This window comes from Fuerstiella sp., assembly GCA_022447225.1.
In the GTDB taxonomy this organism is placed as follows: Bacteria; Planctomycetota; Planctomycetia; order Planctomycetales; family Planctomycetaceae; genus S139-18.
Map to the genome: position 1 here is coordinate 1 of JAKVAZ010000010.1, position 25,124 is coordinate 25,124.

The 25,124-nt window shown below is 54.9% G+C and carries 17 protein-coding genes, 1 tRNA gene and 1 other RNA gene; 12 read left to right on the forward strand and 7 right to left on the reverse strand.

Annotated features, from left to right (window positions below; translation table 11 throughout):
- Positions 1 to 88: 88 nt before the first annotated feature.
- Both MK110_12135 and MK110_12140 read right to left on the reverse strand, forming a co-directional pair.
- The gene (locus MK110_12135) at positions 89 to 1,213 is read right to left on the reverse strand and encodes a tyrosine-type recombinase/integrase (protein ID MCH2212045.1); all 1,125 of its coding nucleotides are present in this window, start codon (positions 1,211 to 1,213) and stop codon (positions 89 to 91) included.
- A gap of 200 nt (positions 1,214 to 1,413) precedes the next feature.
- Positions 1,414 to 1,596: a hypothetical protein gene (locus MK110_12140; GenBank protein ID MCH2212046.1), complete on the reverse strand. Its 183-nt coding sequence runs from the start codon at positions 1,594 to 1,596 to the stop codon at positions 1,414 to 1,416.
- A 96-nt stretch (positions 1,597 to 1,692) separates the two neighbouring features.
- On the opposite strand from MK110_12140, the gene MK110_12145 reads away from it, so the two are divergent.
- The gene (locus MK110_12145; protein ID MCH2212047.1) at positions 1,693 to 2,760 is read left to right on the forward strand and encodes a dipeptidase; all 1,068 of its coding nucleotides are present in this window, start codon (positions 1,693 to 1,695) and stop codon (positions 2,758 to 2,760) included.
- A 277-nt stretch (positions 2,761 to 3,037) separates the two neighbouring features.
- Positions 3,038 to 3,571 carry a GNAT family N-acetyltransferase gene (locus MK110_12150; protein ID MCH2212048.1) on the forward strand — a complete coding sequence of 178 codons (534 nt, stop codon included), beginning with the start codon at positions 3,038 to 3,040 and terminating at the stop codon, positions 3,569 to 3,571.
- 197 nt (positions 3,572 to 3,768) lie between these two features.
- On the opposite strand, the gene MK110_12155 is transcribed toward MK110_12150, so the two are convergent.
- Positions 3,769 to 4,842 carry a zinc-binding dehydrogenase gene (locus tag MK110_12155; protein MCH2212049.1) on the reverse strand — a complete coding sequence of 358 codons (1,074 nt, stop codon included), beginning with the start codon at positions 4,840 to 4,842 and terminating at the stop codon, positions 3,769 to 3,771.
- Between the two features lie 664 nt (positions 4,843 to 5,506).
- On the opposite strand from MK110_12155, the gene phnA reads away from it, so the two are divergent.
- The 5 genes from phnA to MK110_12180 all read left to right on the forward strand — a co-directional run bounded on the left by phnA (position 5,507) and on the right by MK110_12180 (position 11,534).
- Positions 5,507 to 6,745, forward strand: coding sequence for a phosphonoacetate hydrolase (phnA, locus tag MK110_12160; protein MCH2212050.1), 1,239 nt, complete (start codon positions 5,507 to 5,509; stop codon positions 6,743 to 6,745).
- 15 nt (positions 6,746 to 6,760) lie between these two features.
- On the forward strand, positions 6,761 to 8,194 hold the full coding sequence (locus tag MK110_12165) for an aldehyde dehydrogenase family protein (GenBank protein ID MCH2212051.1): 1,434 nt from the start codon (positions 6,761 to 6,763) through the stop codon (positions 8,192 to 8,194).
- Positions 8,195 to 8,262: 68 nt separating this feature from the next.
- Complete coding sequence (gene phnW / locus MK110_12170; GenBank protein ID MCH2212052.1) at positions 8,263 to 9,387, forward strand: 2-aminoethylphosphonate--pyruvate transaminase; 1,125 nt, start codon at positions 8,263 to 8,265, stop codon at positions 9,385 to 9,387.
- Between the two features lie 11 nt (positions 9,388 to 9,398).
- Positions 9,399 to 10,712 carry a hypothetical protein gene (locus MK110_12175; protein MCH2212053.1) on the forward strand — a complete coding sequence of 438 codons (1,314 nt, stop codon included), beginning with the start codon at positions 9,399 to 9,401 and terminating at the stop codon, positions 10,710 to 10,712.
- Between the two features lie 21 nt (positions 10,713 to 10,733).
- On the forward strand, positions 10,734 to 11,534 hold the full coding sequence (locus tag MK110_12180) for a creatininase family protein (GenBank protein MCH2212054.1): 801 nt from the start codon (positions 10,734 to 10,736) through the stop codon (positions 11,532 to 11,534).
- Between the two features lie 127 nt (positions 11,535 to 11,661).
- On the opposite strand, the gene MK110_12185 is transcribed toward MK110_12180, so the two are convergent.
- The gene (locus MK110_12185; GenBank protein ID MCH2212055.1) at positions 11,662 to 15,453 is read right to left on the reverse strand and encodes a methyltransferase; all 3,792 of its coding nucleotides are present in this window, start codon (positions 15,451 to 15,453) and stop codon (positions 11,662 to 11,664) included.
- A gap of 634 nt (positions 15,454 to 16,087) precedes the next feature.
- Here MK110_12185 and MK110_12190 point away from each other — a divergent pair.
- A complete protein-coding gene (locus MK110_12190) occupies positions 16,088 to 18,736 on the forward strand; it encodes a hypothetical protein (protein ID MCH2212056.1) in 2,649 nt (882 codons plus the stop codon).
- A gap of 238 nt (positions 18,737 to 18,974) precedes the next feature.
- Here MK110_12190 and MK110_12195 read toward each other — a convergent pair whose 3' ends face one another.
- Together MK110_12195 and MK110_12200 are read right to left on the reverse strand one after the other, a co-directional pair.
- The gene (locus MK110_12195) at positions 18,975 to 19,232 is read right to left on the reverse strand and encodes a hypothetical protein (GenBank protein ID MCH2212057.1); all 258 of its coding nucleotides are present in this window, start codon (positions 19,230 to 19,232) and stop codon (positions 18,975 to 18,977) included.
- A gap of 312 nt (positions 19,233 to 19,544) precedes the next feature.
- Positions 19,545 to 19,618 (reverse strand) — tRNA-Arg (locus tag MK110_12200).
- 382 nt (positions 19,619 to 20,000) lie between these two features.
- Between MK110_12200 and MK110_12205 the strand changes: the two genes are divergently transcribed.
- From MK110_12205 to MK110_12215, 3 genes are all read left to right on the forward strand, one after another.
- Positions 20,001 to 21,107: a cobalamin biosynthesis protein P47K gene (locus tag MK110_12205; GenBank protein MCH2212058.1), complete on the forward strand. Its 1,107-nt coding sequence runs from the start codon at positions 20,001 to 20,003 to the stop codon at positions 21,105 to 21,107.
- A gap of 27 nt (positions 21,108 to 21,134) precedes the next feature.
- Complete coding sequence (gene nadB, locus MK110_12210) at positions 21,135 to 22,757, forward strand: L-aspartate oxidase (protein MCH2212059.1); 1,623 nt, start codon at positions 21,135 to 21,137, stop codon at positions 22,755 to 22,757.
- Positions 22,758 to 22,858: 101 nt separating this feature from the next.
- Complete coding sequence (locus MK110_12215) at positions 22,859 to 23,641, forward strand: SDR family oxidoreductase (protein ID MCH2212060.1); 783 nt, start codon at positions 22,859 to 22,861, stop codon at positions 23,639 to 23,641.
- 78 nt (positions 23,642 to 23,719) lie between these two features.
- On the opposite strand, the gene MK110_12220 is transcribed toward MK110_12215, so the two are convergent.
- Entirely contained in the window at positions 23,720 to 24,583 is an 864-nt protein-coding gene (locus tag MK110_12220) for a hypothetical protein (GenBank protein ID MCH2212061.1), read from the reverse strand.
- Positions 24,584 to 24,617: 34 nt separating this feature from the next.
- On the opposite strand from MK110_12220, the gene rnpB reads away from it, so the two are divergent.
- An RNA gene (gene rnpB / locus MK110_12225) (RNase P RNA component class A) lies at positions 24,618 to 25,030 on the forward strand.
- Positions 25,031 to 25,124 lie beyond the last annotated feature (94 nt).

The window sequence follows — 25,124 nt, forward strand, 5'->3', positions numbered from 1 at the left end:
AATCGACTGCACGAAAATGAAAAGCACCAGGTCAGGCGGTTTCGGGTTCCGCTTTTCCGGGATCAGCGTAGACCTGGTACTGTGTATGCTATCCGAACTTCAAAGCGTTTTCCTGACCACGGCTGAGGTCCATCTCGGCGTAGGACCGTTCTGTGGTTGTCTTGCTGGAATGCCCAAGAATCTGCTGCGCCGTTTCCAGGTCCGCTTGCTGTCTCGCCTGAGTCGCTCGTGTCTTGCGAAGTTGACCAGGCGACCAACGTGGGATCTCAGCCTTGTCACAGGCTTTCTGAATCGCCGTGTACAGCGAATCCTTCGTGTAGAATTCACCCACTTTTCGGGATTTAGCTTGGTCCCCGTATTCTTTACGGACGAATTCTTCCAGACCGACTTGAGGATCGAACACGTAGTCACTCCGACTGTGTTCGCGGAATGAGTTCAGTAACTTCTGGCAGCGTGGTCCAATGATAACTGAGCGATTCTTTCCTCGGTGGCTCGTCTTGTGTTTTTGCGGCTGGTAGACCCAGTTCTGTCCGCTGGTATCGATTTTGGACCAGCGCAACGCACAGGCTTCTGATGGTCGGCAACCAGTCAGCAGCATAAATTGAATTAGTCCCCAAACAGGACTTGTTACGTGCCGTTGGACTGCTTCCACATGCTCGATTTCAACTTTAGGCTTCGGTGTCGGCGGTTTTGCCTTCGTTCTCCCAGCCCGCAAACCTTTTACGGTTCGGAGTGCCTGAAAGTGGTTCACTGATACATATTCCTCACTGACTCCCCATTCAATCACCTGCTTGATGCGTCGAATGCGGCTGTTGATGGTTCCCTGGGCTAGTCCTTCATCAACCAATCGATCCCGTAGTTCCTTCAGTTTCTTCGGTCCGAAGTCTATGACTCGAACGCCGTGGAAATAGTTTGTGAGGGACCGGAGTGCGTATTTGAAGTTGTCCGCTTCCCCAGTCGGCTCACCGTCAACATCGACATATTCTTCAATGGCGTGCTTCATGAACAGCAAAGCCAGCCGACTGACAGTTAGGCTCACCTGAACCGCGGGATTCCGTTCGGCGTGATCAGCTTCCCACTGAGCCATAACTTCATCGAATTTTGCTTTGGACTCTGGCGAACCGTACTTGCCGAGGGAAATGCGTTTCCCGTTGACGGTTGTGCGTGCTTGTCCGCTCGTGCTGTGTAGTCCGTAGACTGGTTTGCGTGCCATTGAAACCTACTCCCGATAGTGAGGTATTCACGTTGTCCTCACCACTTCGCAAGTATGGAAGTGGTGAGTCGTTGGTGATCTTCCTCACTGCCCAGGTAGAGCAGGTTTCCGCAACTCACGGAAAGGAAACAAGTTGTGATTCTGCGACTGTGCCCGATAGCAGCGGTAGTACGTTGGCTTGGGAAGCTGGCGTGTTGCCACTACACCACAGCCGCACATTCTGACCGAGCATACAGGGCCTCAATGACGGTTGCCAGTCTCTGCATTCGATCGTACTCATTCGCACCCAGGTCTCTGCAGATTCCCACAGCATTGCCACGGTGGTCCGCCGATGTATGCTGCACCCCGGTATGCCGACCTTCTTTGAAGTCTGTTCGGAGCATTCCGCAATGAAATTGTCGGCGGTCTCAGTATGTTGAGCCGTTGTTCTGCTTCGTGTCATCAAGCGTAACCCGAAGATCTTTGCAAGGAACTGAACGATGCGTCTGATATTCGATGCTCACCTGGATCTGGCTCTGTTTGCTCTGGCGGAAAATCGTGATCAGACAGAAGAGGTGGCCACCATGAATGCTCGTGAATTCGGGCTCACCGACGCACTCAATCGCGGACACGCCGCAATCAGTCTGCCGGAGATGCGGCGAGCAAAAGTTGCCGTGTGTCAGTCAACGGTTGCCGTGCGGACGAACCGGGAAGCGCGTCCCACCAGTCGCTTCGATCTGGACTATGGAACTCAGGCGATTGCTTATGCTGCAGCACAGGGACAACTGGCCTACTATCGAATTCTCGAACAGCAGGGTGAAGTCACATTGATTCGGACGGCCGCGGAGCTGGACGCGCACTGGCGCCGCTGGGAAGAAAATGCCGATGACCGTCTTCCGATCGGGATCATTGTTTCCATGGAATGTGCGGATCCGATTGTCGAACCGGCGCAGGCCGAAGCCTGGTGGGAGGACGGGGTACGCAGTGTGATGCTGGCACACTTTGGCCCAAGTCAGTATGCGGCCGGCACTCTGGCCTACGGACCTCTGACCGAAAAAGGCCGGGAGATCCTGCCGGAATTCGAACGACTTGGAATGATTCTTGATTTGACACACCTGTCCGAGGAAAGCTTTTATGACGCCTACGAACGGTTCTCCGGTCCGGTGATCGCCAGTCATACAAATTGTCGCGCGCTGGTGCCTGGCGATCGTCAATTCACCGACGAGCAGATCCGGATGATGATCGCCCGGGACGGGGTCATCGGAGAAGCACTGGATGCGTGGATGCTGGTGCCCGGGTGGATTCATGGCGAATCGGATCCGCACAGTGTGAGTCTGGCCGCGGTGGTCGACCACATTGACCACATCTGCCAAATTGCCGGAAACGCGAGTCATGCGGCAATCGGCTCTGACACCGGCGGTACCAATCATATGCCAGGTGATTTGCTCACAACGGTGGACCTGCACAAGATGGACGCGATGCTCCGCCAACGGGGTTACTCCGACGAAGATGTGGACAACATCTTCCACGGAAACTGGATACGCTATTTTCGGGAGTGGCTGAAGTAGCAAACACATGCTGCGAGACGAGCACTCGGACAGGCACATTGTGCGGTTAATTCTGTCCATGCCCGTGGGGAGCAGTCGCGGAAGTTCAGCAATGCGTAGAGTGTGCTGTCACCCTTTATTAACCGCTACGATGAAAACAGGTGCGGTGTAACTGCTATGATGAAAACAGGTGCGGCGGTCTTCAGCCTGGCTTCCCCCTTTGCCCATATGCACGTCTTTTCAATGGAATTAACCACCTGACGACTTCGTACCGCATGGTGAGTTACGAGAACATCTGATGTCGACTCCTGAAGAACTACAGATCACCATTCGCGCGTTCCGGCCCGATGACCTGGAGGTCATCAGGCAGATTACCGTTGAGGCTTTCAGCGGAGTCTCGATTGACGAGGCGGCCGAACTGGTCTGCGGGACGATTAACGGTCATGACTGGAAGTGGCGGAAAGCCCGCCACATCGATGGCGACGTGGCCCGTGAGGTGGAAGGCATCCTGGTGGTGGAATCGGTCGCAGGTGAGGTGGTGGGTTACATCACTACCTGGCAGGATGTCGATGCGGGGATCGGCTACATACACAACCTGGCGGTCGTACCCGAGTGGCGCGGCCAGGGCCTGGGGCGGTTGCTGATCCAGCGGGCTCTGGACCGTTTCCGCGATGCGGGGCTGTCTCACGCCAGGATCGAGACACTGGCCCAGAATGAGGTGGGTCAACACCTGTATACATCCATCGGATTTCGCGAGGTGGCCAGGCAGGTTCATTTCTTCGCGGATCTCTCAAAATCACAGTCCGCTCGTGACGACAGCCGGAGCGATTGATGGTGATGACAGTCGTCGGGGCCACCGGTCAGCGAACTGCCGTCACACTGGACAGGTTGGGTGGCGGGGTCTGTGCGGTTCGACGATAACGGAAGCGTCTCAAGCAGCTTCGGTCGGAAGTGGCGTGCTGTCCTGCGTCATCACGGGCGATTGCTGTTTGAATCTGTCGGGAGGCTGATGTCAGCAAAACCGGAACTTCAGGAGTGGTTGGAATTTTGATGTGGTCGCACAGCAACGCGGAATGAACCATCCCCTTGAGCGTAAGCAATCGCCTCATTGATTTGTTCAAGCGAAAATTCCCGATCAACCAGTGAGGCAAACGGATAGTCCTGACCGGATTCAGACAAGAATTCCAACGCTGACTGCAGATCATCGGGCCGATAGTTGTGGACGCCCTGCACACGCAGCATCTTTCTTACCAGCAGTTCCCCATGCAGTGACAGCGGGCGGCTGGGAAACACAGCGCCCACTAAAACCAATCGTCCGCCGATTCGCAGTTGATCCACAGACGATTCCATGGCATCGGGGGATCCGGACATGTCCACGACAATGTCTGCTCCTCGTCCGGCTGTGATCTCAGACAGCTCGTTCAGGGAGGAATGAGTTGCCCCAAATGATTCTGCCCGACGCAGGCGCTGTTCCACCACATCCGTCACGATCACATTTGCAGCCCCTCGACTTCGAGCCATGGCCGCAGTCGTTAAACCCAGCATTCCGGCACCATGAATCACCACGGTTTTGCCTTCACAGTTTCCGGCCGTTCTCAACGCAGCCGCAACGGTTGCTGTGGCACATCCGGCCGGGCTGACCACCACATCCGGCAGGGTGTCGGGAACCTTGATGATCGCGGTGCCGGGAATCAGGTGACAGTGAGATGCCAGCCCGCCGCTCAACGGATACTTATCTGTGATTTCTTCGTGACCGTACTTGAACAGCTGGTCGCATTTTTGCGGTGGTCCTTCGGAACAAAAATAACAACACCCGCATGTGGCGGTGACAGACCAGCAAATGCGGTCTCCCGAGGAGAGCGGTTTCTCATTAAGATCACGGACGATTCCGCGGACATCGCTGACATGTCCCATGATTTCATGTCCCAGAATCGTGGGAGTCGGAACGCTGCGAGCACCACTGATGGAATGCAGATCGCTTCCGCAGAGTGTGCAGCAGTCAACTTCCACAATCGCTTCCCCGTCGCCCAGTTTGGGAAGCGGAATGGATTTCAATTCCAGGGGAACATTTGGTTCACGGAAGACAGCAGCAACAGCATTCATTGGATGGCCGGAAAAATGTGGATTTCTGGATGTGCAGTGCGGTCATCGGTGTGTGCAGGATCAACAGATGGCAATGGGTTCCTGCGACAACCGAGGACTTCCAGAATATCCAACTCATCGCTGAACGTGAAGTTCACTGCATTCGATTATCGGTGAGTCATGCAGACGTTTAGCAGCCTAAGTCATCTGACAGACATCTAGTCAATCTGCGTCGCCACTTCCGGCTTTATGTGCGGACGACCGACTGGATTGAAGCCGGGCAGTGAAATGCGATGCGTCTGCGTGTGGAACTGGTATTCGGAAGACATCAATCTTAACATTTGGGCTCTGTTCGGCCTGGGGACGATTTCTGTGGCCCGAAGCAGCCGGCTCACCAGTTCGCTCAACGCATTTCCTGCGAGGCGTCGTCAGTGATTTGAGTTCTGCCAGCCTTCAGACTTCTGTCTGACTCAGGCGGGACGATATGCCGGATCGCTTTTGTGGTTTCCAAATCAACACACGTCCGGCAGTCGCCTGGCTGTTAAATGTTGGTGTACGACCTGTGGTCAGTCACACTCCGGATTCTGACTGAATACGGCCGGACCAAAATACCGGCCATGCGAATTGAACGTGAAGATTTCTCCTGACCGTATTTGAGCACGGTCCGTCCGAACTGGAAATAAAAATGCCTGCTGTCTTTGAAGCAAACGGTCGTCGGTATGCTCCACCTGACCAGCCGATTGTGGTCATCTGTATCGACGGATGCGGTGACGAATATTTGTCGGTGTCGATCAATCGCGGCCGGATGCCTCACATGGAGCGCATGGCCCGCAACGGATATCGCGGACTGGTTCGAGGCGTGGTGCCGACTTTTACGAATGTGAATAACGCATCGATCGTGACCGGCGTTCCGCCGGCGATTAACGGTGTTTCCGGCAACTTCTTCCTCAACCCGGAAACCGGGGAAGAAGTGATGATGAATTCTCCCGAATATCGTCGTTGTGGAACATTGCTGACCGCCGCTGCCGATGCAGGACGAAAAGTTGCGTTCATCACAGCCAAGGAGAAACTCCGCACCGTGTTGGGTGATGGAATTGTCGAACGAGGCGGCATCGCGTTTTCGTCTGAGAAAGTTGATGAGGCACGACAGGAAACACATGGTGTTGACGACGCAGAATCGATCATTGGCCGGCCACGTCCTGAAATCTATTCCGCGGATGCTTCTGTCTATGTTCTCGAAGCCGGAGCCGCCCTGCTGGCACAGCACAAAGCCGATTTTCTTTATCTGTCGCTGACGGACTACATGCAGCACAAATTTGCTCCGGAAGAACCCGAAAGCCTGGAATTCCATGCTGCAATGGATGAACAAATCGGCCGACTTCTGGACGCCGGCTGCATCATTGCTGCAACCGCCGATCATGGAATGAATGCCAAGAACAGGGACGACGGAACTCCCAATGTGATTTATGTGGAATCGCTGCTGAGCGCGGAATTCGGCGAAGGTTGTCGGGTGATCTGTCCGGTTACGGATCCGTATGTCGTGCATCACGGATCTCTGGGAGCTCTGGTGATGGTCCATCTTGACCAACCTGCAATGGCGGGGGAAGTGGCAAAGTTTCTGTTCGACCAGGAAGGCGTCACTGAAGTTCTGACACGTGACCAGGCTGCTGCGAAACTGGAACTGCCCGCAGATCGCATCGGTGATCTTGTGGTCCTCAGTGGACGCAGTGTGGTCCTTGGCAAGACACCTGAGTACCACAACCTGAAGGTACTACACCAGGGTCTGCGATCTCACGGCGGGCGCTACGAAGAAATGGTCCCACTGGTGATTTCACATCCATTAAAAAGCGAATACATCCGCAAGGCTCAGGGTGATCCCCGTAATTTTGATGTCTTCGACTTCGCCTGTAACGGAACCTGCTGAAATACGGAACAGATGATGGTCATTGAACTGCCGAGTTACATTGCCGGTGAGGCCGTTAGAACCGATCGATGGCTTGATGTGCACTATCCCTGGGACAACTCCCTGACGGGTCGGGTTGCTGTGGCAGGTCCGGTACATCTCGAACGGGCGATTGTGGCTGCGATCGAGGGGGGGAGACAGCCCCTCACACGTTATCAGCGTCACGATATTTTGCGCCGTGCCGCGGCGCTGCTGGCAGAACATCGGGAAGAGCTGGCGCAGCTGATCTGTCGTGAATCCGGGTTGTGTATGAAGGAAACCCTGTACGAAACAGGCCGCAGCTCGGACGTTATGGAGTTCGCAGCCATCGAAGCCCTGAGGGATGACGGTCAGATCTTTTCCTGTGATATTTCCCCTCAGGGAAAAGCCCGGAAGATCTTTACGTTTCGTCAGCCGGTCCAGCTGGTCACGGCAATTACACCGTTCAATCATCCACTGAACCAGGTGGCTCATAAGGTCGCTCCGGCGATCGCCGCCGGGGCTCCTGTATTGCTGAAACCGAGCGAAAAAACACCTCTCACCTCACTGAGATTCTGTGAGCTGCTTTATGAAGCCGGACTGCCGGGATGGATGTTGAGTATGTTCGTGGGTGACATCGATGATGTGGTCACCCCGATGATTACAGATCCCCGGGTGGAGTTGGTTTCCTTCACCGGTTCCGTGGAGATCGGAAAACTGGTCGCTCAAACGGCCGGATATAAAAAAACGTGTCTGGAACTCGGCGGCAATTCACCACTGATAGTTCTGGAGGACGCCGATCTTGACAAAGCTGTGCTGCTGGCGGCGGAAGGCTGTTTCCGGAATTCCGGTCAACGGTGTACAGCCGTCAAGCGATTGCTGGTGCAGGAATCGATCCACCGGGAATTTACTCAGCGGTTTGTGGAAAAGGCGGGTGAGTATCTGCCCGGTGACCCGGAGGATCGGTCAACGCGAGTCGGAACGGTGATTGATGAAGCAGCAGCCATCACGCTGGAACAGCGAGTCCGGCAGGCCGTTGCTGATGGAGCGGAAGTCCTGTTGGGCGGCGATCGTCGCGGGGCGCTGATGGAGCCCACCGTCATCAACAATGTTCCTCGCAGTACGCCGATGGTATTAAAAGAGAGCTTCGGTCCCCTGGCTCCGGTCATTCCCATTCGGGATCTGGACGATGCGATTGACTATTACAACAACGGGCCGTTTGGGCTGAGTACCGGAGTGGTCACCAATAATATGGAGCAGGCTCTGAAAGCGGTTCGAGAACTGAAGACGGGAACCACGAATATCAATGAAGTTCCGGGCTATCGAATCGAGTCCAGTCCTTTTGGTGGTGTCAGAGATTCGGGACTGGGGATTAAAGAAGGTGTGATCGAAACGATGAAGTTCATGACCAACGTTAAGACATTTAGTCTGCCGTGGGGATCATCACTGTGAGGCTGAAATCTCCTGCCTGATAATAGTTGGCTCATTGAAAACGAGTTCGTGAAAACCCAATATCAATGATGGATCTGATCGAGAACGATTACCTACTCTTAACACCTGGCCCTCTGTCAACGTCTCCCACGGTTCGCGCTGCCATGAATCGTGACTGGTGTACGTGGGATGACGACTACAACGTCGGTGTGGTGACACCGATTCGGGAGAAGCTGGTGCAGCTTGCCACTGCCTCCCGGCCGGACGAGTATACCTGTGTGCTGATGCAGGGGAGCGGCACGTTTTCGGTGGAATCGATGATTGGCTCGACGATTCCTGCGGATGGTAAACTGTTAGTGCTGGTCAACGGAGTATACGGAAATCGACTGGCTCAGATTGCCGCACGACTCAATATCGATCACATCGTACAGGACAGCGGAGAGCTTGCACGACCTGATCCGGATCGTCTCGGTCAGACGCTGTGTGATGATCCCGGGATCACACATGTGGCTGTGGTGCACAACGAAACCACCACCGGCATGATGAATCCCCTGGAAGAAATAGCCTCGATCGTGAAGTCGCAGGACCGAATTCTGCTGGTGGATTCGATGAGTGCTTTTGGAGGCGTACCAATGGACGTTGCTGAACTGGGCATCGACTACCTGGTGTCGTCAGCAAACAAATGCATTCAGGGGGTACCGGGTTTTGGTTTTGTGATCGGACGGGTGGAGCAGATCAGGCAAACGCAGGGCCGGGCCCGGTCGCTGTCACTGGATCTCCACGACCAGTGGCAGTGTATGGAACACGGCAAAGGAAAATGGCGTTATACGAGTCCGACGCACGTGGTGCGTGCGTTCTATCAGGCGTTGATTGAGCTGGAACAGGAAGGAGGCATCGCGGCTCGTCATGCCCGCTATACCGAGAATCAGTGTCGGTTGGTGGCCGGCATGCAGCGACTGGGATTTCGCTGTGTGCTGCCGGCTGAATATCACAGTCCGATCATTACGGGGTTCCGCAGTCCGCAACATCCGGACTACGATTTCCAGCGGTTCTATGGTCTGCTGAAGACTCAGGGTTTTGTGATTTACCCGGGCAGAGTGACCGGAATTGACTCCTTCCGCATCGGTACGATCGGTCACGTTTTTCCTGAGGACATTGACCGCCTGCTGATCGCGATTCGAGCGTCGATGTACTGGGAATCGCTGAAGTTTTAGGAGCCAGGTGCATGGTCACGCCTCGTCATTTGCGGGATTCGCTGGTTCTGCCATGTCTTTTTCTGGGGATGGTCGGGGGGAGTTACTGGTCCGGCGTCCGGATGTCCAACGAAGGCTGCGGATGGACCAACGGGCTCATCTGGGGACTCGCCTGGTATTACCTGAGTACATCGCGTCATGACCGCAGCCAGCGGCTCTATGGCAGCGGGTGGTTTGTCCTGGCATCCGTGGCGGGTTTCTACCTGGGCGGTCAACATGGTTATGGTCAGTTTCATTCCTGGATTCAGGGGATGTTTCATCTGAATTACAACGACGGTGAACTGGTCGAGATTTTTCCTGCGGTCGGCTACTGGTGGGTATTTCTTTGTGGCTGTGGCTGGGGAGGAGTGGCCGGGGTTGTGCTGAGTTGGAGTGGATACATTCGGCGAATCCCGTGGTGGCAGTGGGGCGTGCGGATCTGTCTGGTGGTGGGAGTTGCGTGGGCGTTTCGTGAGTTTGCTCTGGCACGCCAGGACCTGATTATGCCGCTGTACGGGCAGGTGGACTACAGCAATCTTGAAGCGTGCCCCGACTGCGCGTGTCCCGACTGCAGACGTACCGTGCGCACGCTTGCGGAGTCCATGATGTGGCTGGGATTCTATGTGGGCGGGTTGATCTTCGAGGTGTTCAGAAGAGACTGGAACAAAGTTGGGTTTATCCTGACCACGGGGCTTGGGTTTGGTTGTGCCTTTACGGCTTTTGAGTGGTTGCACCTTCCTCTGTTCCAGAGCGGCAGCCTGTGGAAATTCTGGGAGTCCTCATGTGGAGTCCTGGGAGGAGTCACACTGGGCGTCAGTTTCTACCTGTTTAATCGGCCGCGGTCGGATGACGTCCGTACCGATCAGCAGGTCGGGACATCGGCACGATGGATTTTGGTGGCAGAACGATTGATTGGTGTCTGGCTGCCGGTGCTGGTGTCGTTCTATGTGGTGACCAAAAAAAAATCGCAATACTATTTTTCCTGGTTTGGCATGGAAAAAAATGCGTTCATGGAGAGCGTTGACCTGTCTCTGGTAATTCTGCTGACTGCGATCGGTTGCGTGGTGGCCTGCCGGACTCTGTGGTGTTCAGGATCCGGGCTGCCCGTACCGGCTGTTCCTCGCGCCGGCCGGCTGTTCCTGACGAGCTATGTTGTCATGTTTTTGGTCTCTCGGCTGCATTCCTTTGACGGGATCATTGATAACGCGTCTCAGAGATTCGAGGTGGCGCCATACGGAGTTCCGTTTTTACTGGGAATCGTGTTCTTTTTCTGGATCCACCTCCGACGACGTTCGCACGCGATTTGAACCCATTAACGGGGACCACTTATGAATGACCAAGAGATCTGTATTGAGAAAATGAGACCCGCGCAGGTGGCGGCTTGTCGGCGGCGGGCGGATCTGGCATTTTTGCCGCTGGGGGCCATTGAATGGCACGGTGTGCATAATCCTCTGGGGGTGGATGCCATCAAGGCTCATCACATCAGCTGCATGGCAGCAGCTGAACTTGGTGGGGGTGCGGTGTTTCCTGCCCTGGTCTGGGGGGTGCCTCGGGACAGTTTTTTTGTCAACAAGTCCAGCAGTTTCGGTGATCTGTCCGAAACAGTGGCCAAAGCCCTGGAAACCCAAACGCAGCGGGTGCGCGGTTTTTCGTCTCACGGAGGTATGGACATCCAGGAGCAATGGCTGTTCTACCAGCGGCTGCTAAGGATGAGTCTGGAACAAATCGCAGGGTACGGATTCAAGTCGGTCTATATTGTGTGCGGACACAATCCGTTGATCCACTGGGCCAGGCCCGTTGCAATGGCGTTTGCTCGCGCTGCGTGGGCAGCAAATCAGCCGATCAATATTGACTGCGGTGGTGAGTTTGACGCCGCCGGACTCCAAATCAGCGATCACGGTGGTCAATGGGAAACCAGCATCACCATGGCGATCGAACCGGACAGCGTTGATCTGGATGAGCTGCGGGAACAACAGGAATACCAGGGAGTTGGCTGCGGTGATGATGCGCTGGAGGCGACAGCCGGTCAGGGCAGAGAGTGGATCGAGACGTGTGCCGGCGCGATTGCCCGTGATGCCCGCCGGCTGATTGATAACCATCCTGACAGTGCCAACAGGACGAATCGTTGAGAGCGGCCGTCCGTGTTTTGGTGTCGCGTTCTCACTTTCTGAGTGGAGACGGGGATCTGATGTTCAAATTGCGGGGATGTCCCGAGTCAACCGGGGCGGTTCTGATTTTGTATGCAGTGGATGTCGGTCAACCCAGGTAACTGGACAAACAGGTGGGGGTCGTTTTTGTTGCAGACTGTTCAACAGACATGTCTGTTTTGCGGCTATCTGTCGTCGGCGACGAAGCGGCATTCTGCTGGTAGCTTTTCAGCTGCAGGATTCCCAGCCGATGCAGCTTTTCAATCCAGCTTCGTTCGAACTCCTCACTGTACTGTGACAAAACGGGTGCTGTTCTTTCAAAGCGTTCGAGTTCGTCGGCAATGCCGGCTGTAATTTCATAGGTAGTGAAGAAGGGGTTACCCGGGAAACGCAGTTCGTAGTCCGTTTCCCTGCGCGACAGGCTTTGTGTGGCCACCAGCCGCAGTTGCGAATGGACGGACAGAACCATGGATTCGGCCTCCCTGCTGTCCCACAGGCGGCGCTGCTCAATCCATTCCTGGACATGTTCCCAGACGGGTTCCGCAGGATTGTGAATGGTGCGGGTTGTAATATCAGAGCCGGAACATCGGGCGTTCAGCCAGACGAGAATATATCCAAAATTCACGTTCTGCAGATTTTCGTCACGAAAGTTTTGAATCCAGCGGTCTAGTTCTGCGTGATAGTCTTCCAGACTTTGCGAGAACGGTGCATGGCAGTGCGGGACGGAGAACAGGATTTCATCCCGATCTGCGGTTGAGAGAATCAAAGCGTGGGCGGCCGCCTCGTTCAGCCAGTTCTTAAGTTTTTGCTCATACGTTTCAGGATTGACCAGGTCGGTGACAACACAAAGTCTTCCGTCCGGGCTGAGGTGTTGTTCTGCTCCGCGTACAATTTCCTGCAGGATTCTTTCTCCCGTTGTACCACCATCACGGAACCTGAATTTCTCCTCCGGGCTGGGAACGAACGGCGGGTTTGCGAGGATGCAGTCGAACGTTTGGTCTTTGACGGCTTCGTACAGGTCTCCCTGACGTGCTTCATAATTGCGAATACCATTCAGCTGAGCATTGAACCGTGAAAAACGAATGGCTCGGGGGTTCACATCGACAGCAACGATTTTTCTCGCGTAGCGACCGGCCACCAGTCCCTGAATTCCTGATCCGCAGCACAGGTCCAGCAATGCGTCACATATTTGACGTGGCGCTGTCTGCACAAGACCGTGACTGTCCATGCCAATATACATGACCGGATCTTCGTCCAGTCGGTCATCTTCAAAGATCATGTAGCGATGATCGGTGGCAATCAGCAGACCACCTGAACAGAACAGGTCAACACCCCCCCGAAAGTGATGTTCCTGTTCGATCAGAATTCCCATTGTAACGAGGCAGTGCCGCTGATTTTCGTCAAAGAGATTTTCCACACGTTTCCGGGGAACCGAGGCTCTCAGCTGAAACAGTCGGACCAGATCACTCAGAGGAGTTTCGGGCAGCAGGTGTGTGTCGTAATAGTGCAGTCGTGTTGGTTCAATCGACTGCAGGGAGTCAACACTCAGCAGCCGGCAGATGGTTTTTTCGGCGTAGCCGGCGTTCAGAATGGTCTGCCGGATTTGTCGCAGTTCGTACTCAATATTGAAATCGGAACTGTGGAACGAGTCCAGAGTCTGCCTGCTTTTCAGGCCGGACAGATCGATGAGTGATCGATGGTCCGTATCCAGCCAGCCGTTATGAACTGCAATCTGAAACTGTTCAAGGACGGAAGTCACCTCCGCGATCATTTCATCGAATTCTGCCGGTGTTGCGCACAGTTTCAGACGCAGTTCTTCCCGAAGTGAACGGGGATCATGGCGGACCGCAAGCAGGACTTCGAGCTGACGCAGAGTCAGCTGCACTTTTGCCTGGCGTCCGGTTTCATCCACAAGTACTGAGTTGCCCCCGGGATTCAGAACAATGGTTGTCTGCGGGCTAAGCTGAGTTTCCAGAGGGACAAGAAACGGTGATTTGCCGAATAAGAGACTGGTTTCCTTCAGCAGGCCTCCATGGTCGGCGATGCTGGCCAGTTCTGATTCGGTCCAGTGCCGACTGCCGTCATGATCGAACAGGGCTGCATCCAGTTCGGTCATCAGCGGGACAACGGACGGTTGCTGCGCATCCAGACCGCGAGGTAGTTTTTCCACAGGCAGATTGAAAACATGCCGGTCATATTCTCTGACCGACTGGTGCCGACGTCGAATCCATCGATCTTCCAGAGCAAGATAGTCTATGTCGGTTCGCAGGAACGTTTCGATTGCTTCCTGAGGTGTTTCCACGATTGGCTGACCCGCCACATTGAAGCTGGTATTCAGTAGGACCGGTGCAACACCCCGCCTTTTTTCTGCTTCCAGACACAGTGCATGGAAGAATGCATTGTCCTGCTCGGTGCAGGTCTGCACGCGACCGGTGCCGTCTGCGTGTGTGATGGACGGCAGCAGTGATTTGAGTTCTTCCCGGACCGGCGCGACCAGCAGCATATACGGTGATTCGGAACCCAGTTCGAAGACATCTGCTGCGCGTTCCAGAGGCACGAAAGGAGCGAACGGGCGAAAGGCTTCGCGAAATTTGACTCTGGCGTTTAAAACGTCCTTCATGCGTTCATAGGTGGGGTCGGCCAGAATCGAACGATGTCCCAGAGCACGCGGTCCAAACTCAGAGCCTCCTTCATAGCGGGCAACAACATGGCCTTTGACCAGGGCGTCTGCCACGCGATGAGTCATGTCAGCGAATTCAAACTGTTCCACCTTCAGCAGATCACCAAAACCGTCGACAGCTCTGTCGATTTCCTCGGAGCTGTACGGGCGCCCGAAACAGGCGGACCGGAGAGCCGGACGTGCGGTTCCGGATTCCTGAGTGTGGTACGCCCACAGCGCACAACCCGCCGAAATTCCGTTGTCGCCGGCGGCGGGAAAGACAAAGATGTCATCCAGTTTGCAGCGTGTCAGGATTTGATAGTTGGCCACAGAGTTCAGTGCAATACCGCCAGCCAGACACAGGTGTGTGAGTCCCGTTTGTTTTGCTGCTTCTTCGACCAGAGCGCACAAAACCTGTTCCAGTTCGTTTTGTACTTTCCATGCCAGGTCGACCAGCCATGGTCGAAAATAAGGTTTTCCCTGTCCGCTGTTGTAGCGTTTTTCCAGGGCTGTCATCTCCAGAAAAATATCATACGCCGATATTCGGATGCTGCGTGAGTTTAAGTCTTTATGAAACCAGCGGTTCCAGTTTGGCTGGGGACCGCCGTATGCAGCAAGTCCCATGAGCTTGCCGGCTTCGGCGAAACTGAGCCCGGAATTGAGCTGGGTGACAAAACCGGCTTTTCTGGCAACAGCTTCATACACAAACCCCAAAGTCGACAGAGTCGTCAGGTGAGACTGAACCGTTTCGCTGTGCAGTTCCGTTAGTTTGGTGCCGCGGCCTTCGTACAGCGTATAAGACTCCGTATGACGCCCGTATTTATCGGAAATCGTTGACCCGCTGGCATCCACAACCAGGACCAGGGCTTCGTCAAATCCGGAAGGCCAGAAGGCCGAATAGGCATGGGCCAGATGATGGCTGGGGACCTGCCGCACATGTGAAGCCAGTTCGTCTGAAAACTTGCTTCGCATGATCTGTGGTGCCATATCGACACCCGGCATGTTTGCCGTGATGGTGCTCATCGCTGACAGAGGCAGTTCCAGGTAGTTCAGGCAGTAAGCAATGCTTTCCCCAGGTACCTGAATTTGACCCATCTGATCAGGGGACTGCAGCATGAACCCCACACTGTGCTTCACCCGGTCCAGGCGTTCCTGCTCGATCGCAACCACCACCCTGCCGTCCTGAACGACGGCGGCGGAGCGGTCGTGTCCCATATTGATACCCAGGTGAAATTTGCTCATTGACAGCACGAGTATCTATACGAAAGGAGTGCGACCGGGATGTTTGAGTACACAACAAGCAGTCCGCAGCCGGGCACAACACGGGTGAAACTGCACAACAGTCATCCGCACGCAGCAGCGGAACGCAAAAAAAGATTCGCGGGATCCTGCCAGTGTTAATTTAGAATGCATCAAAGACCACCTCAAGTACAGGCACGGTCTCCTTTACAGGCACGCGCCCGTCCTCAACGCGTCTGTATCGTGGACTGAAGCGGATCGTGTACCAGGCAGATCACAGTTTTTCACTGTGTGAGTTTACGGGGTGCCGGCAAATCCGGTGCGTTCATCACTGATCATCTGCAGGATGAACTGCGGCATTGTGTGAGTCTTCGGTGTTTTTGCAAAAGACGATGTTGCGATCAATGCCTCAACAGCCGGCTCCGTTTCGGACAACAGTCCGGGACATGAATCAGACAAACGTCACGGCTGTGTTTGAACGTTTTGTTTGTCCGATCGCAGTACACTTCAGGACCGGTCCTGTTACTTGCCGGACAGTGCGGGTATCCTTGCCGACCGTTGTTCGTGACCGTTCGACATTGATTCCGCAGGTGTGCGGGAGCCGTCACGTTTGTGGGAAAATTACTCTGAGGACACAGTGCATTTGAAGTTTTCTCTTAAGAATATTGTATCGGTGAGCGTCCTGTTTCTGACCGCTGTGGCTCAGAGCGCGGAATTTGATTCCGTAGAGATTTGTATCGGTTCGCAGGCTGACGATGTCGAACGCAACGTGGCCGCCCTGCTGGCTCGCCGCATCACCGAACCGACCGGCATACGGGTTCAGGTTAAGTCAGGTGCCGAACCGGATTCCGGAACAGGTTCCGAATCAGACACGGAGTCGTCCCCGAACAACAGGCTTCTTATATTGCTTGGTATTCCCGGGCACCACGACGAGATCCGCCGGTTGTTTGAGACGCATCACATCAAACGGCTGTCCGACCGCGACCCCGGGCCGGAAGGGTTCCTCGTGGCGATGTCTGACGAATACGACGGTGTGCTGATCGCAGCGGGATCTGACCGGCGGGGAGTGCTGTATGCCGCGGGGGAAGTGTTACGACAACTGACTGTTCATGAGCACACCGTCGAAGTTCCTGATACATTCACCGTGCGCACGGCGCCGGCATTCGAAGTCCGCGGCACGCAGTTCGGACAAAGCCACATTGCCAGGCGTCTGGCGGGAGTGCGCGACTGGACTTCAGAAGAGACTCAGCGTGTGATCATGGATTACGCCCTGGCCGGAGCGAATGTATTCCCCGTAGCGCCCGGGCCTCTGTTTGATTTTATCAAATCTTTCGGTCTGATGACCCAGGGCGGATTCGGTGCGAACACCGGGTCCGGTCCGCCGGAATGGAACGCGAAGGAGTCGATTGGGCGGATCGGATATATCTGCCTGTCTGTTCCTGAAGCTGTAGCGGCTCAGCTTGAACGTTGCGAAAATCAGTTTCGAACGAGTCCCTCGTATGATTACATCAAATTTCACGGCGGTGACGGAGGAGGCTGCGAATGTGACCTGTGCGATCCCTATGGTCTCACGTTTATCAGGGTCGTGGAGCAGATGGCTGCGATTATTCACAGGTATCATCCGGCAACAAAAATTTACTTCACCAATCAGAAATTCGACAACGCTGACGACAACGCGATCTTTCGATACCTGCAGGAAAAGCCTCGTGACTGGCTCTGGGCCTGGGGTTACGGTCCTGGATCCGACGCGGCAACGTGGCAGCCAGGTCATCGCCAGACGCATCGAATGGATCTGTTTCGTTATCCGGGATTTGGGCCGTTCGATCTTTATCCCCGCGAAATCCTGCGTCAGCTGCCACCTCGTCACGTGCTGACGTACTACAACGAAATAACCCACTGGCGTTATTCTCAGCATGGTTACATTCAGATGTATCCCCGCGCCGACCGTGCAGGTGACCTGCCTCCGCGGACCGGTCATTTCATCTATGAGAGGCGGCCGGACCAGGCACTCACCATGGTCTACGACCGACTCACCTTTTTTGCATGGCCGCGGTACTACCATCGGGTGTTCAATGATCTCATGCGTTACAGCGTGGGTGACGTGACTCATTCCAGTGGTCACCACGACCACTTCAACCAGTGGATGTGGCAGCGACTTCTCTGGTCACCGCGGACCGGCGTTGAAGACGTTGTCGAGGAATACTGTCGTACCTGGTTTGGGCCGGAAGCCGCAGACCTCATGTCGCAGGCGATTTTTCAGCTTGAGGAGAACCTTGAGGAAGATCCGTCGATTCCGCTTGCAGAGAAGGACGGGATCGATCGCTGCTATGTGCTGGTGAAGGAGGCCGGCTGGAAGATTCCTGAGTTCCACCGCCGTACCAGCTGGCTGTGGAGACAATTCATGCAGAAGGCCGCGCTGGACAAGTACGTCCAGCTTAAGGTTCGGCAACAGACCCGTGTGAAGCTGCTCATCGAACGTGGTATCACGGATGCCCTGAAGGACGGCGACATGAGTCGCGCGATCGAAGATGCTCTGGCAGCAATTGAGACGCTGACGGAGTCGGCGGAGATGGCGGCTCTGCGTGAAGAAGCACGCAGACTGGGAGAAGAAAGTAACACCTTGTTCGGGGTGAGAAACGAAGGCTATTTCAATCTTGATCACGACTTCGTTGGTTTGGGATGGTTGAAACGACAGCTGAAGAATGCCGGACAGGCAACCGGGTCAGACCGTATCGACCGGCTGCGGATGATCGTTGATTATGAGAATCCCGGTCCCGGCGGCTATTACGACAATCTGGGGACCAGCAATCATGCTCCGCGGGTCGTGCACGGTTATCCGTACGATCACGGGCAGCCGTACGTTGCTCAAATGCTTTCCGAAGGCAACCGACCCAGTCAGCGATCCATGCATTTCACTCAGGACGAAACCGAAGGAGTCACTCTTCACTATCGTGATCTTGATCCTGAGGCCCGCTATCGTGTTCGCTTCACTTTTGTACGTCCGTGGTATCAGTCACGCTACGCGATGCGTATGAACCAGAAATCCCAGGCAATTCTGGCTGACGACGTGGTACTTACTGAGGAACAGGAACTGCCGGAACAGATGAGTGACTTTTTCACCTTTGATGTTCCTCCGGAAACCACCAGCGATGGTGAGCTCTTCATTTCACTGCGAAAGGCGAAAGGGGTCGCCGACGGTCCACGAGTCGAACGAGAACAATGGCGCAACAGTGGAGGATGGGGCACGATCGCCTCCGAAGTGTGGCTGATGAAACAGAGCGAATAACCGCGGCGCCGATCACCCGCTACAGTCTGTGTTCGATTCGGTTCAGATTTTGTATGCGGCTGATCGGACAGAGACAGGAGTCCACTTGAAATTTACAGGGGCTCTGTGACTCCTTTATCCGATCTTTGTCGTTGTCCGCTGTGCCGCGGTCACTCAACCGATCCGGGGATTCGAAGTCCATGAGATTATCGGGGATGTTTGCGGTGCGATGATTCGGATCGTGTGCATGTTGTCGTTTTCAACGTGAACGCCCGCTGCCTGCGATTAACCTCTGGTCCATCACGATTTCCATTATTTCAAAGACTTCGTCGACGCTGTATCCGGCATCCACTAATTCAAACCACAGGTCCATGATGTTCGGACAGTCATTAGAGTCCACGATGCCGGTAAACAGAGTCTCTGGATAGTCGGTGTTGGCGGCGATTGCAAACGCGTTGTTCGTACTCAGGGTTGCGGTCAGGGCCAGGGTCAATATTGCTGTGATGATACGTTTCACGGGGTTTCTCTCTGAATCGGAGGAAGTTGAGGTTCTCAGGAATGAACCTGCCTGCCACATCAGCGAGTCGCCAAATTTTGAAAACAATCACGGGATTGGCCGCATTGCATGAAAACAACACGGCTCGTGCAAAATTCCGCATGATACTTGATGGTGCCGCAGGAATTGATGCGAGACCGGACCGTTGCGATGGCCGAAAAGTAGGCTGTCGATGTCCACGGCACAGCTGCGATGATCACTGATCTGATTCAGTGAGGTGACATCCGGCAAAAGCTTGATGTTTCGGAAGCACTTTGAGCTGTAAAAACACACTACCCCCGGCGAGATTCGAACTCACGACCTTCGGATTAGGAATCCGACGCTCTATCCAGCTGAGCTACGAGGGCACGTTGTGTATTTTGTGTCGGATGCACTGGCCGAAGTCGTTAACCTACATCAGCCATGGTCGACCGATTGTCGAATTTGCCTGAACAAATTGATTCTAACGTGGTTCGCCGGTGGGTCCAGGGTCAGGATTCAGGATGTTCGGTCCGCTGCTGTTGAACTTTTCTGCTGTCACGCACGTGCGGATGTTGTATGCCGGTCGGATTGAAAAATTGATGCCGCCGGTGATCCGCGAAAGCCGTAGACGCCGCGACAAATTGTCTGCGGGAATTTTGTATTCGGAATCCGCCAGGCAATTCGGATATGCTCCTGTTTTTGCGGTGTGATTCGGTGATCTGGTGATCAACAGCAGTTATTCTCCATTGAGAATTCAAAGAGATAATGATGCATAAAATTCAATACATCATGGTAGGTGGGTTTCTGGGAGCCGGTAAAACCACCACGCTTGCCCGTCTGGCGGAGTATTACACTTCTCAGGGACTGAACGTTGGCATTGTTACCAATGATCAGGCGTCCGATCTGGTCGATACCAATATGCTGCGTGCCCTTGGGTTTGATGTGGGTGAAGTCGCGGGCGCCTGCTTTTGCTGCAGCTTCGATGATCTGATGAGTACGGTTCGCGGCCTGGGCAGGGAACAACGTCCGGACATTATTCTGGCCGAACCGGTGGGCAGCTGTACCGATTTGGTGGCAACGGTGATTCAACCCATTCGACAGCTGTTTGATGCGGAGTTTCGTATCGCACCGTACGCAGTGATTCTGAAGCCGTCACACGGAAAACGAATTCTGCGGAAACAGCAGCAGGCCGGGTTTTCTCCCAAAGCGGCCTACATTTTTACCAAACAACTGGAAGAAGCCGATCTGGTACTGATCAATCGTGTGGATGAACTGACCGAATCGGAAGCTGGAGAACTGGAAAATCTGGTCCGCACACATGTGGACGACAGGCCGGTTCTGCGAATGTCGGCCCGGACGGGAACCGGATTTGAAGAGTTCATCGAACTGCTTGCCCAAGAAGGTGACTACGGACGTCGGCTGCTGGATATTGATTATGACACTTACGCTGAAGGTGAGGCAGAGCTGGGCTGGTTGAACAGTAGTCTGCGGGTCCGTTCGAACAACGACTTTGAGCTCGATGCTCTGCTGCTGCAAATTGTTGAGCAGCTCAAGCTGAATCTGCAGACAGAGTCTGCGGAGCCGGCTCACCTTAAAGCGATCGGACTGTGGGAAGGTTTCTTCGGAGTCGCCAATCTGGTCAGCAGCGATTCGCCGGTGGAATTGTCTCTGCCGTCCAGTTGCAGTGTGGCGAGTGCTGATGTGATCATCAACGCTCGAGTTGCCTGTGACCCGAAGCAGCTGGAATCAATCGTCATGGCTGTTGTGGGAAATGTACTGGCATCTGTCGGAGCCACTGCTGAATTCCGGGGTACCCGGAGTTTCCGGCCCGGACGTCCGGAACCGACTCACCGCATCACCGAAATTTCCGGCTGACAATCAGCGGCCTGTTGGAGACACGTCTTGTCATCTGCTCCGATCCCTGTCCCTGTGCTTCGGCGATACCTTGTGCCGTTTGATCCTCGCAGGATTCCACATCTGTTCACCGACATACTGGTTCTGGGCAGCGGGATTGCCGGAACCCGGGCGGCCCTGGCTGTGGATCCGGCACTGCAGACGATCCTTGTTACCAAGGATCAGCTGCAGCAATCCAACAGCACCTATGCCCAGGGCGGTATTGCCGGCGTACTGGATCCGCTTGATGATTTTGCAAGTCACGTGGCCGATACCATCGCGGCCGGCAAGGGAATGTGTCATGTGGATATTGTGGAGAAGGTGATTCACGATGCACCGGAACGTATACGGGAACTGATTGATCTGGGAGCCGAATTTGATCGGATTGACGGCAGACTGGCGCTGACACTGGAGGGCGGCCACAGTTATCCCCGAGTGGCACACGCGCTGGGTGATGCGACCGGACAGGAACTTATGCGGGCCATGTATGCGTCGGTACAGAGTGCTCCGAATGTGGACATCTGGCAGCAGACTTATACGATTGATCTGCTCACGCAGGACGGTGTCTGCCGCGGTGCTCTGGTTTGGAATCCGGATCATGGGCGCACCTTCGTGTGGGCCAAGCAGACGATTCTGTGTACCGGTGGAGCCGGTGCTCTTTATCGTGAAACCACGAATCCGCCCATCGCGACCGCAGACGGACACGCACTGGCATTCCGAGCCGGCTGTGAAGTTCGTGACATGGAATTTATGCAGTTCCATCCCACGGTCCTGTACATCGCCGGCAGTTCACGGCATCTGATTACTGAGGCAGTGCGCGGCGAAGGTGCTCATCTGATCGACTCCACCGGGCGTCGTTTTATGCCGGACTATGACGAAGCTGCAGAACTGGCCCCGCGTGATGTGGTTTCGCAGGCAATCACCCGGCAGATGGAATTGACCTCACATCCCTGTGTTTATCTGGATTTGTCACCGATTGCCGAAGACCGAATTCGGCTGAGGTTTCCTCATATCGGAAAAGTCTGTGCGGATTTTGGTCTGGATATTACACGTGACAAAGTTCCGGTCCGGCCGGGTGCGCATTATATGATTGGCGGAGTCACCACAGCGTCAAACGGTCAAACGAGTCTGCCGAATCTGTGGGCGGCAGGTGAAGTGACATCCAGCGGGCTGCACGGGGCCAATCGCCTGGCCAGTAACAGTCTGCTGGAAGGTGTGGTCTTCGGGCGTGAGTGTGGTAGAAATGCATCTCAGGCGGCGACCGTGATTCCGGACAGTTTGACGGCACCGGCAATGACGTCGGCTCCGGTTGAGGACACGGCCGATGAATCGCTTGACCTTGCTGACATTCGCAATTCGCTAAAAAGTTTGATGTGGCGCAGCGTCGGTATCACTCGAAACGAAGAGTCACTGGAATTAGCCGAACAGCAACTGGATTTCTGGGCGAATTATGTGTGTCGCCGTGACCTGATGGAACCGGAAGGCTGGGAATTGCAGAATATGATGCTGGTTGGTCGAGTCATGGCAACTGCGGCGCAGGAACGCCGTGAAAGCCGTGGAGTTCATGCACGCAGCGATTATCCGCAGACAGATCCGCAACCGATTCCGCATATCCGGCTTATGCGTGCCTGATGTTCCGGGCGATCGCCCGTTCCTGGCAGCATGCTGCCAGGATGTGGTTCCAGTCTGTATGTTACCCGTATTCGTCATATTCTTTCATTCGGAGTACATCGATGCCTACGTCTCTTCCTGGCGTTAATCAGTTCGACCTCACAGGCAATGTGGCCATCATCACCGGCGGTACGAAAGGACTGGGGACCGCCATGGCAGCGGGACTTGCATCAGCGGGTGCGACTGTAATTGTCGTGGGACGTGATGCCGGTCAGGCGGCGGAGGTTGCTCAGGAAATTTCAGACACCTACGGTCAGCCGGCAGCGGGTGTTGCTGCCGATGTGACCAGTCCGGCGGACGTCCAGGACATGGTGGACGGGGTGATGGGGAGTCACCAAAAAATTGACATTCTGATCAACAGTGCAGGGATCAATGTTCGCGGGGCAATCGACGATGTGTCCTATGAAGATTTCCAGCAGGTTCAAAAGACAAACGTCGACGGTACCTGGTTGTGCTGTCGCGAAGTGATCCCGCACATGAAAGCCGCCGGATACGGACGCATTGTGAATATTGCCAGCACGCTTGGCATGGTAGGGCTGGCCAATCGAACTCCTTACACATCCAGCAAAGGGGCCGTCATTCAGCTCACTCGGGCCCTGGGACTGGAATTGGCTACGACCGGCATCACATGTAATGCGATTTGTCCTGGACCATTCCTGACACCGATGAATCTGCCGTTTGCTGAGTCGGAGGAAACCAGGAAGCACATTGTGGGAGCAGTGGCTCTGGAACGCTGGGGAGACCTTAGCGAAATCCAGGGTCCGGCGATTCTGCTGTCGAGTCCGGCCAGCAGTTATATGACCGGAAGTCTGCTGACCGTGGACGGGGGATGGACGGCAAAATGAAGGGACAGCCCGGCTGAAGTGAGTGTTTCCGGGTTCGGTAGTCACAGGTTTGACAGCGTTTTCCATACGCTGGATTCATTATTTGACACTGAATTCCAGTATCCATCGCTGATCTGTCTGCGGATTGACGCACCCCAATTCGAGCACGCCCAGTTCTGTAACGTTGGAATGAAATCGGACCGGTACCCAGGTTTCATTGATGGCGTCACTGGCTTCCAGCCGGGTTTCAACCGGAGCTGATTCCACCAGTTCTTCCGGTGACCAGGACTGTAGACGCGTTCCGATCGCGTCTTTCGGTCGCATTGTGGAACCAAAATCCGAAATGTGCCCGCTCTCCGACAGCCAGACTGATGTCCGGAGACGGGACGTCGCACGACGTTCCTTCTTCCATTCCCTGCGGAACCACGCACATGGCACGTTGGGGGGCGTGGCGCGCCAGGTACCGCCAGCCGGATGTTTCAATTCCAATGTACCAGCAACAGGCCGTTGCGGACGATCATTAACGGCACACCCGGGAACGAATCTGTCAGCGATCAAACTGGTGACTGCTGAGTAGTCCAGCTCCAGACAGACTCCCTGCTCAGCGAATAATCCGGACGAATAGTGGGCCAGTGCTAAATCCATATTGTCGCCGCCGACCAGCTGAGGAATCAGCAGAAACTGAGCCTGTAGTTCGTTGTTGTCCAGGTCAACGTATGAAATCACGATGTTGGTGGTGCCAAGATCAATACCGATTGCGAAACGGGCAGCGATGATGTCGTTTTCCGTAAACGAATCTGGGGAGAATTGTGTGATATCGCACTCATACATGTCGGACAACAGAGCAGGCAGTGTTCCTGTTTGAGGGGGGTGTTTGCCGACGTGCGAACTGTGTTCAAGCGTAATGCGGAGCCGGACATCCAGGAATTCACGGGATTCCAGGGAAATCTGCAAACGGAACACTGCAAAGCTCTATTTGAAAACTAGACTTTGTGTCGCAGGTGGCCGGGTGTTCGCTGCGCTGAAATTCGGCGGAGAGGAAAGTCCGGGCTCCACTGAACACGATGGTGGATAACGTCCACCGTCCGCAAGGACCGGGCAAGTGCAACAGAAAGCAAACCGCCTGAGAAGTTCGCTTCGAGGTAAAACCTTCGTGGTTTTCCAGGTAAGGGTGAAATGGTGCGGTAAGAGCGCACCGGCGGCTCAGGTGACTGAGTCGGCCGGGTAAACCCCATCGGGAGCAAGGCCAGACAGACGGGATCAGTTCCTTCGGGAGCCAGCGGGGTGCTTCAGACCGTTTGACCGTCGGGTGGGCTGCTGGAGACGTCGGGTAACCGGCGTCGTAGATAAATGAACACCCGTGGTGCTTCGGTATCACGACAGAACCCGGCTTACAGGCCACCTGCAGTTTTATCCGGCGTATTCGACAACGAACGACCATTGGCAGTTTGGTGCAGCCGGTCGATTTTTTCGCGGAGGGAGAAGGTCATCAGGCGAAGGAGAC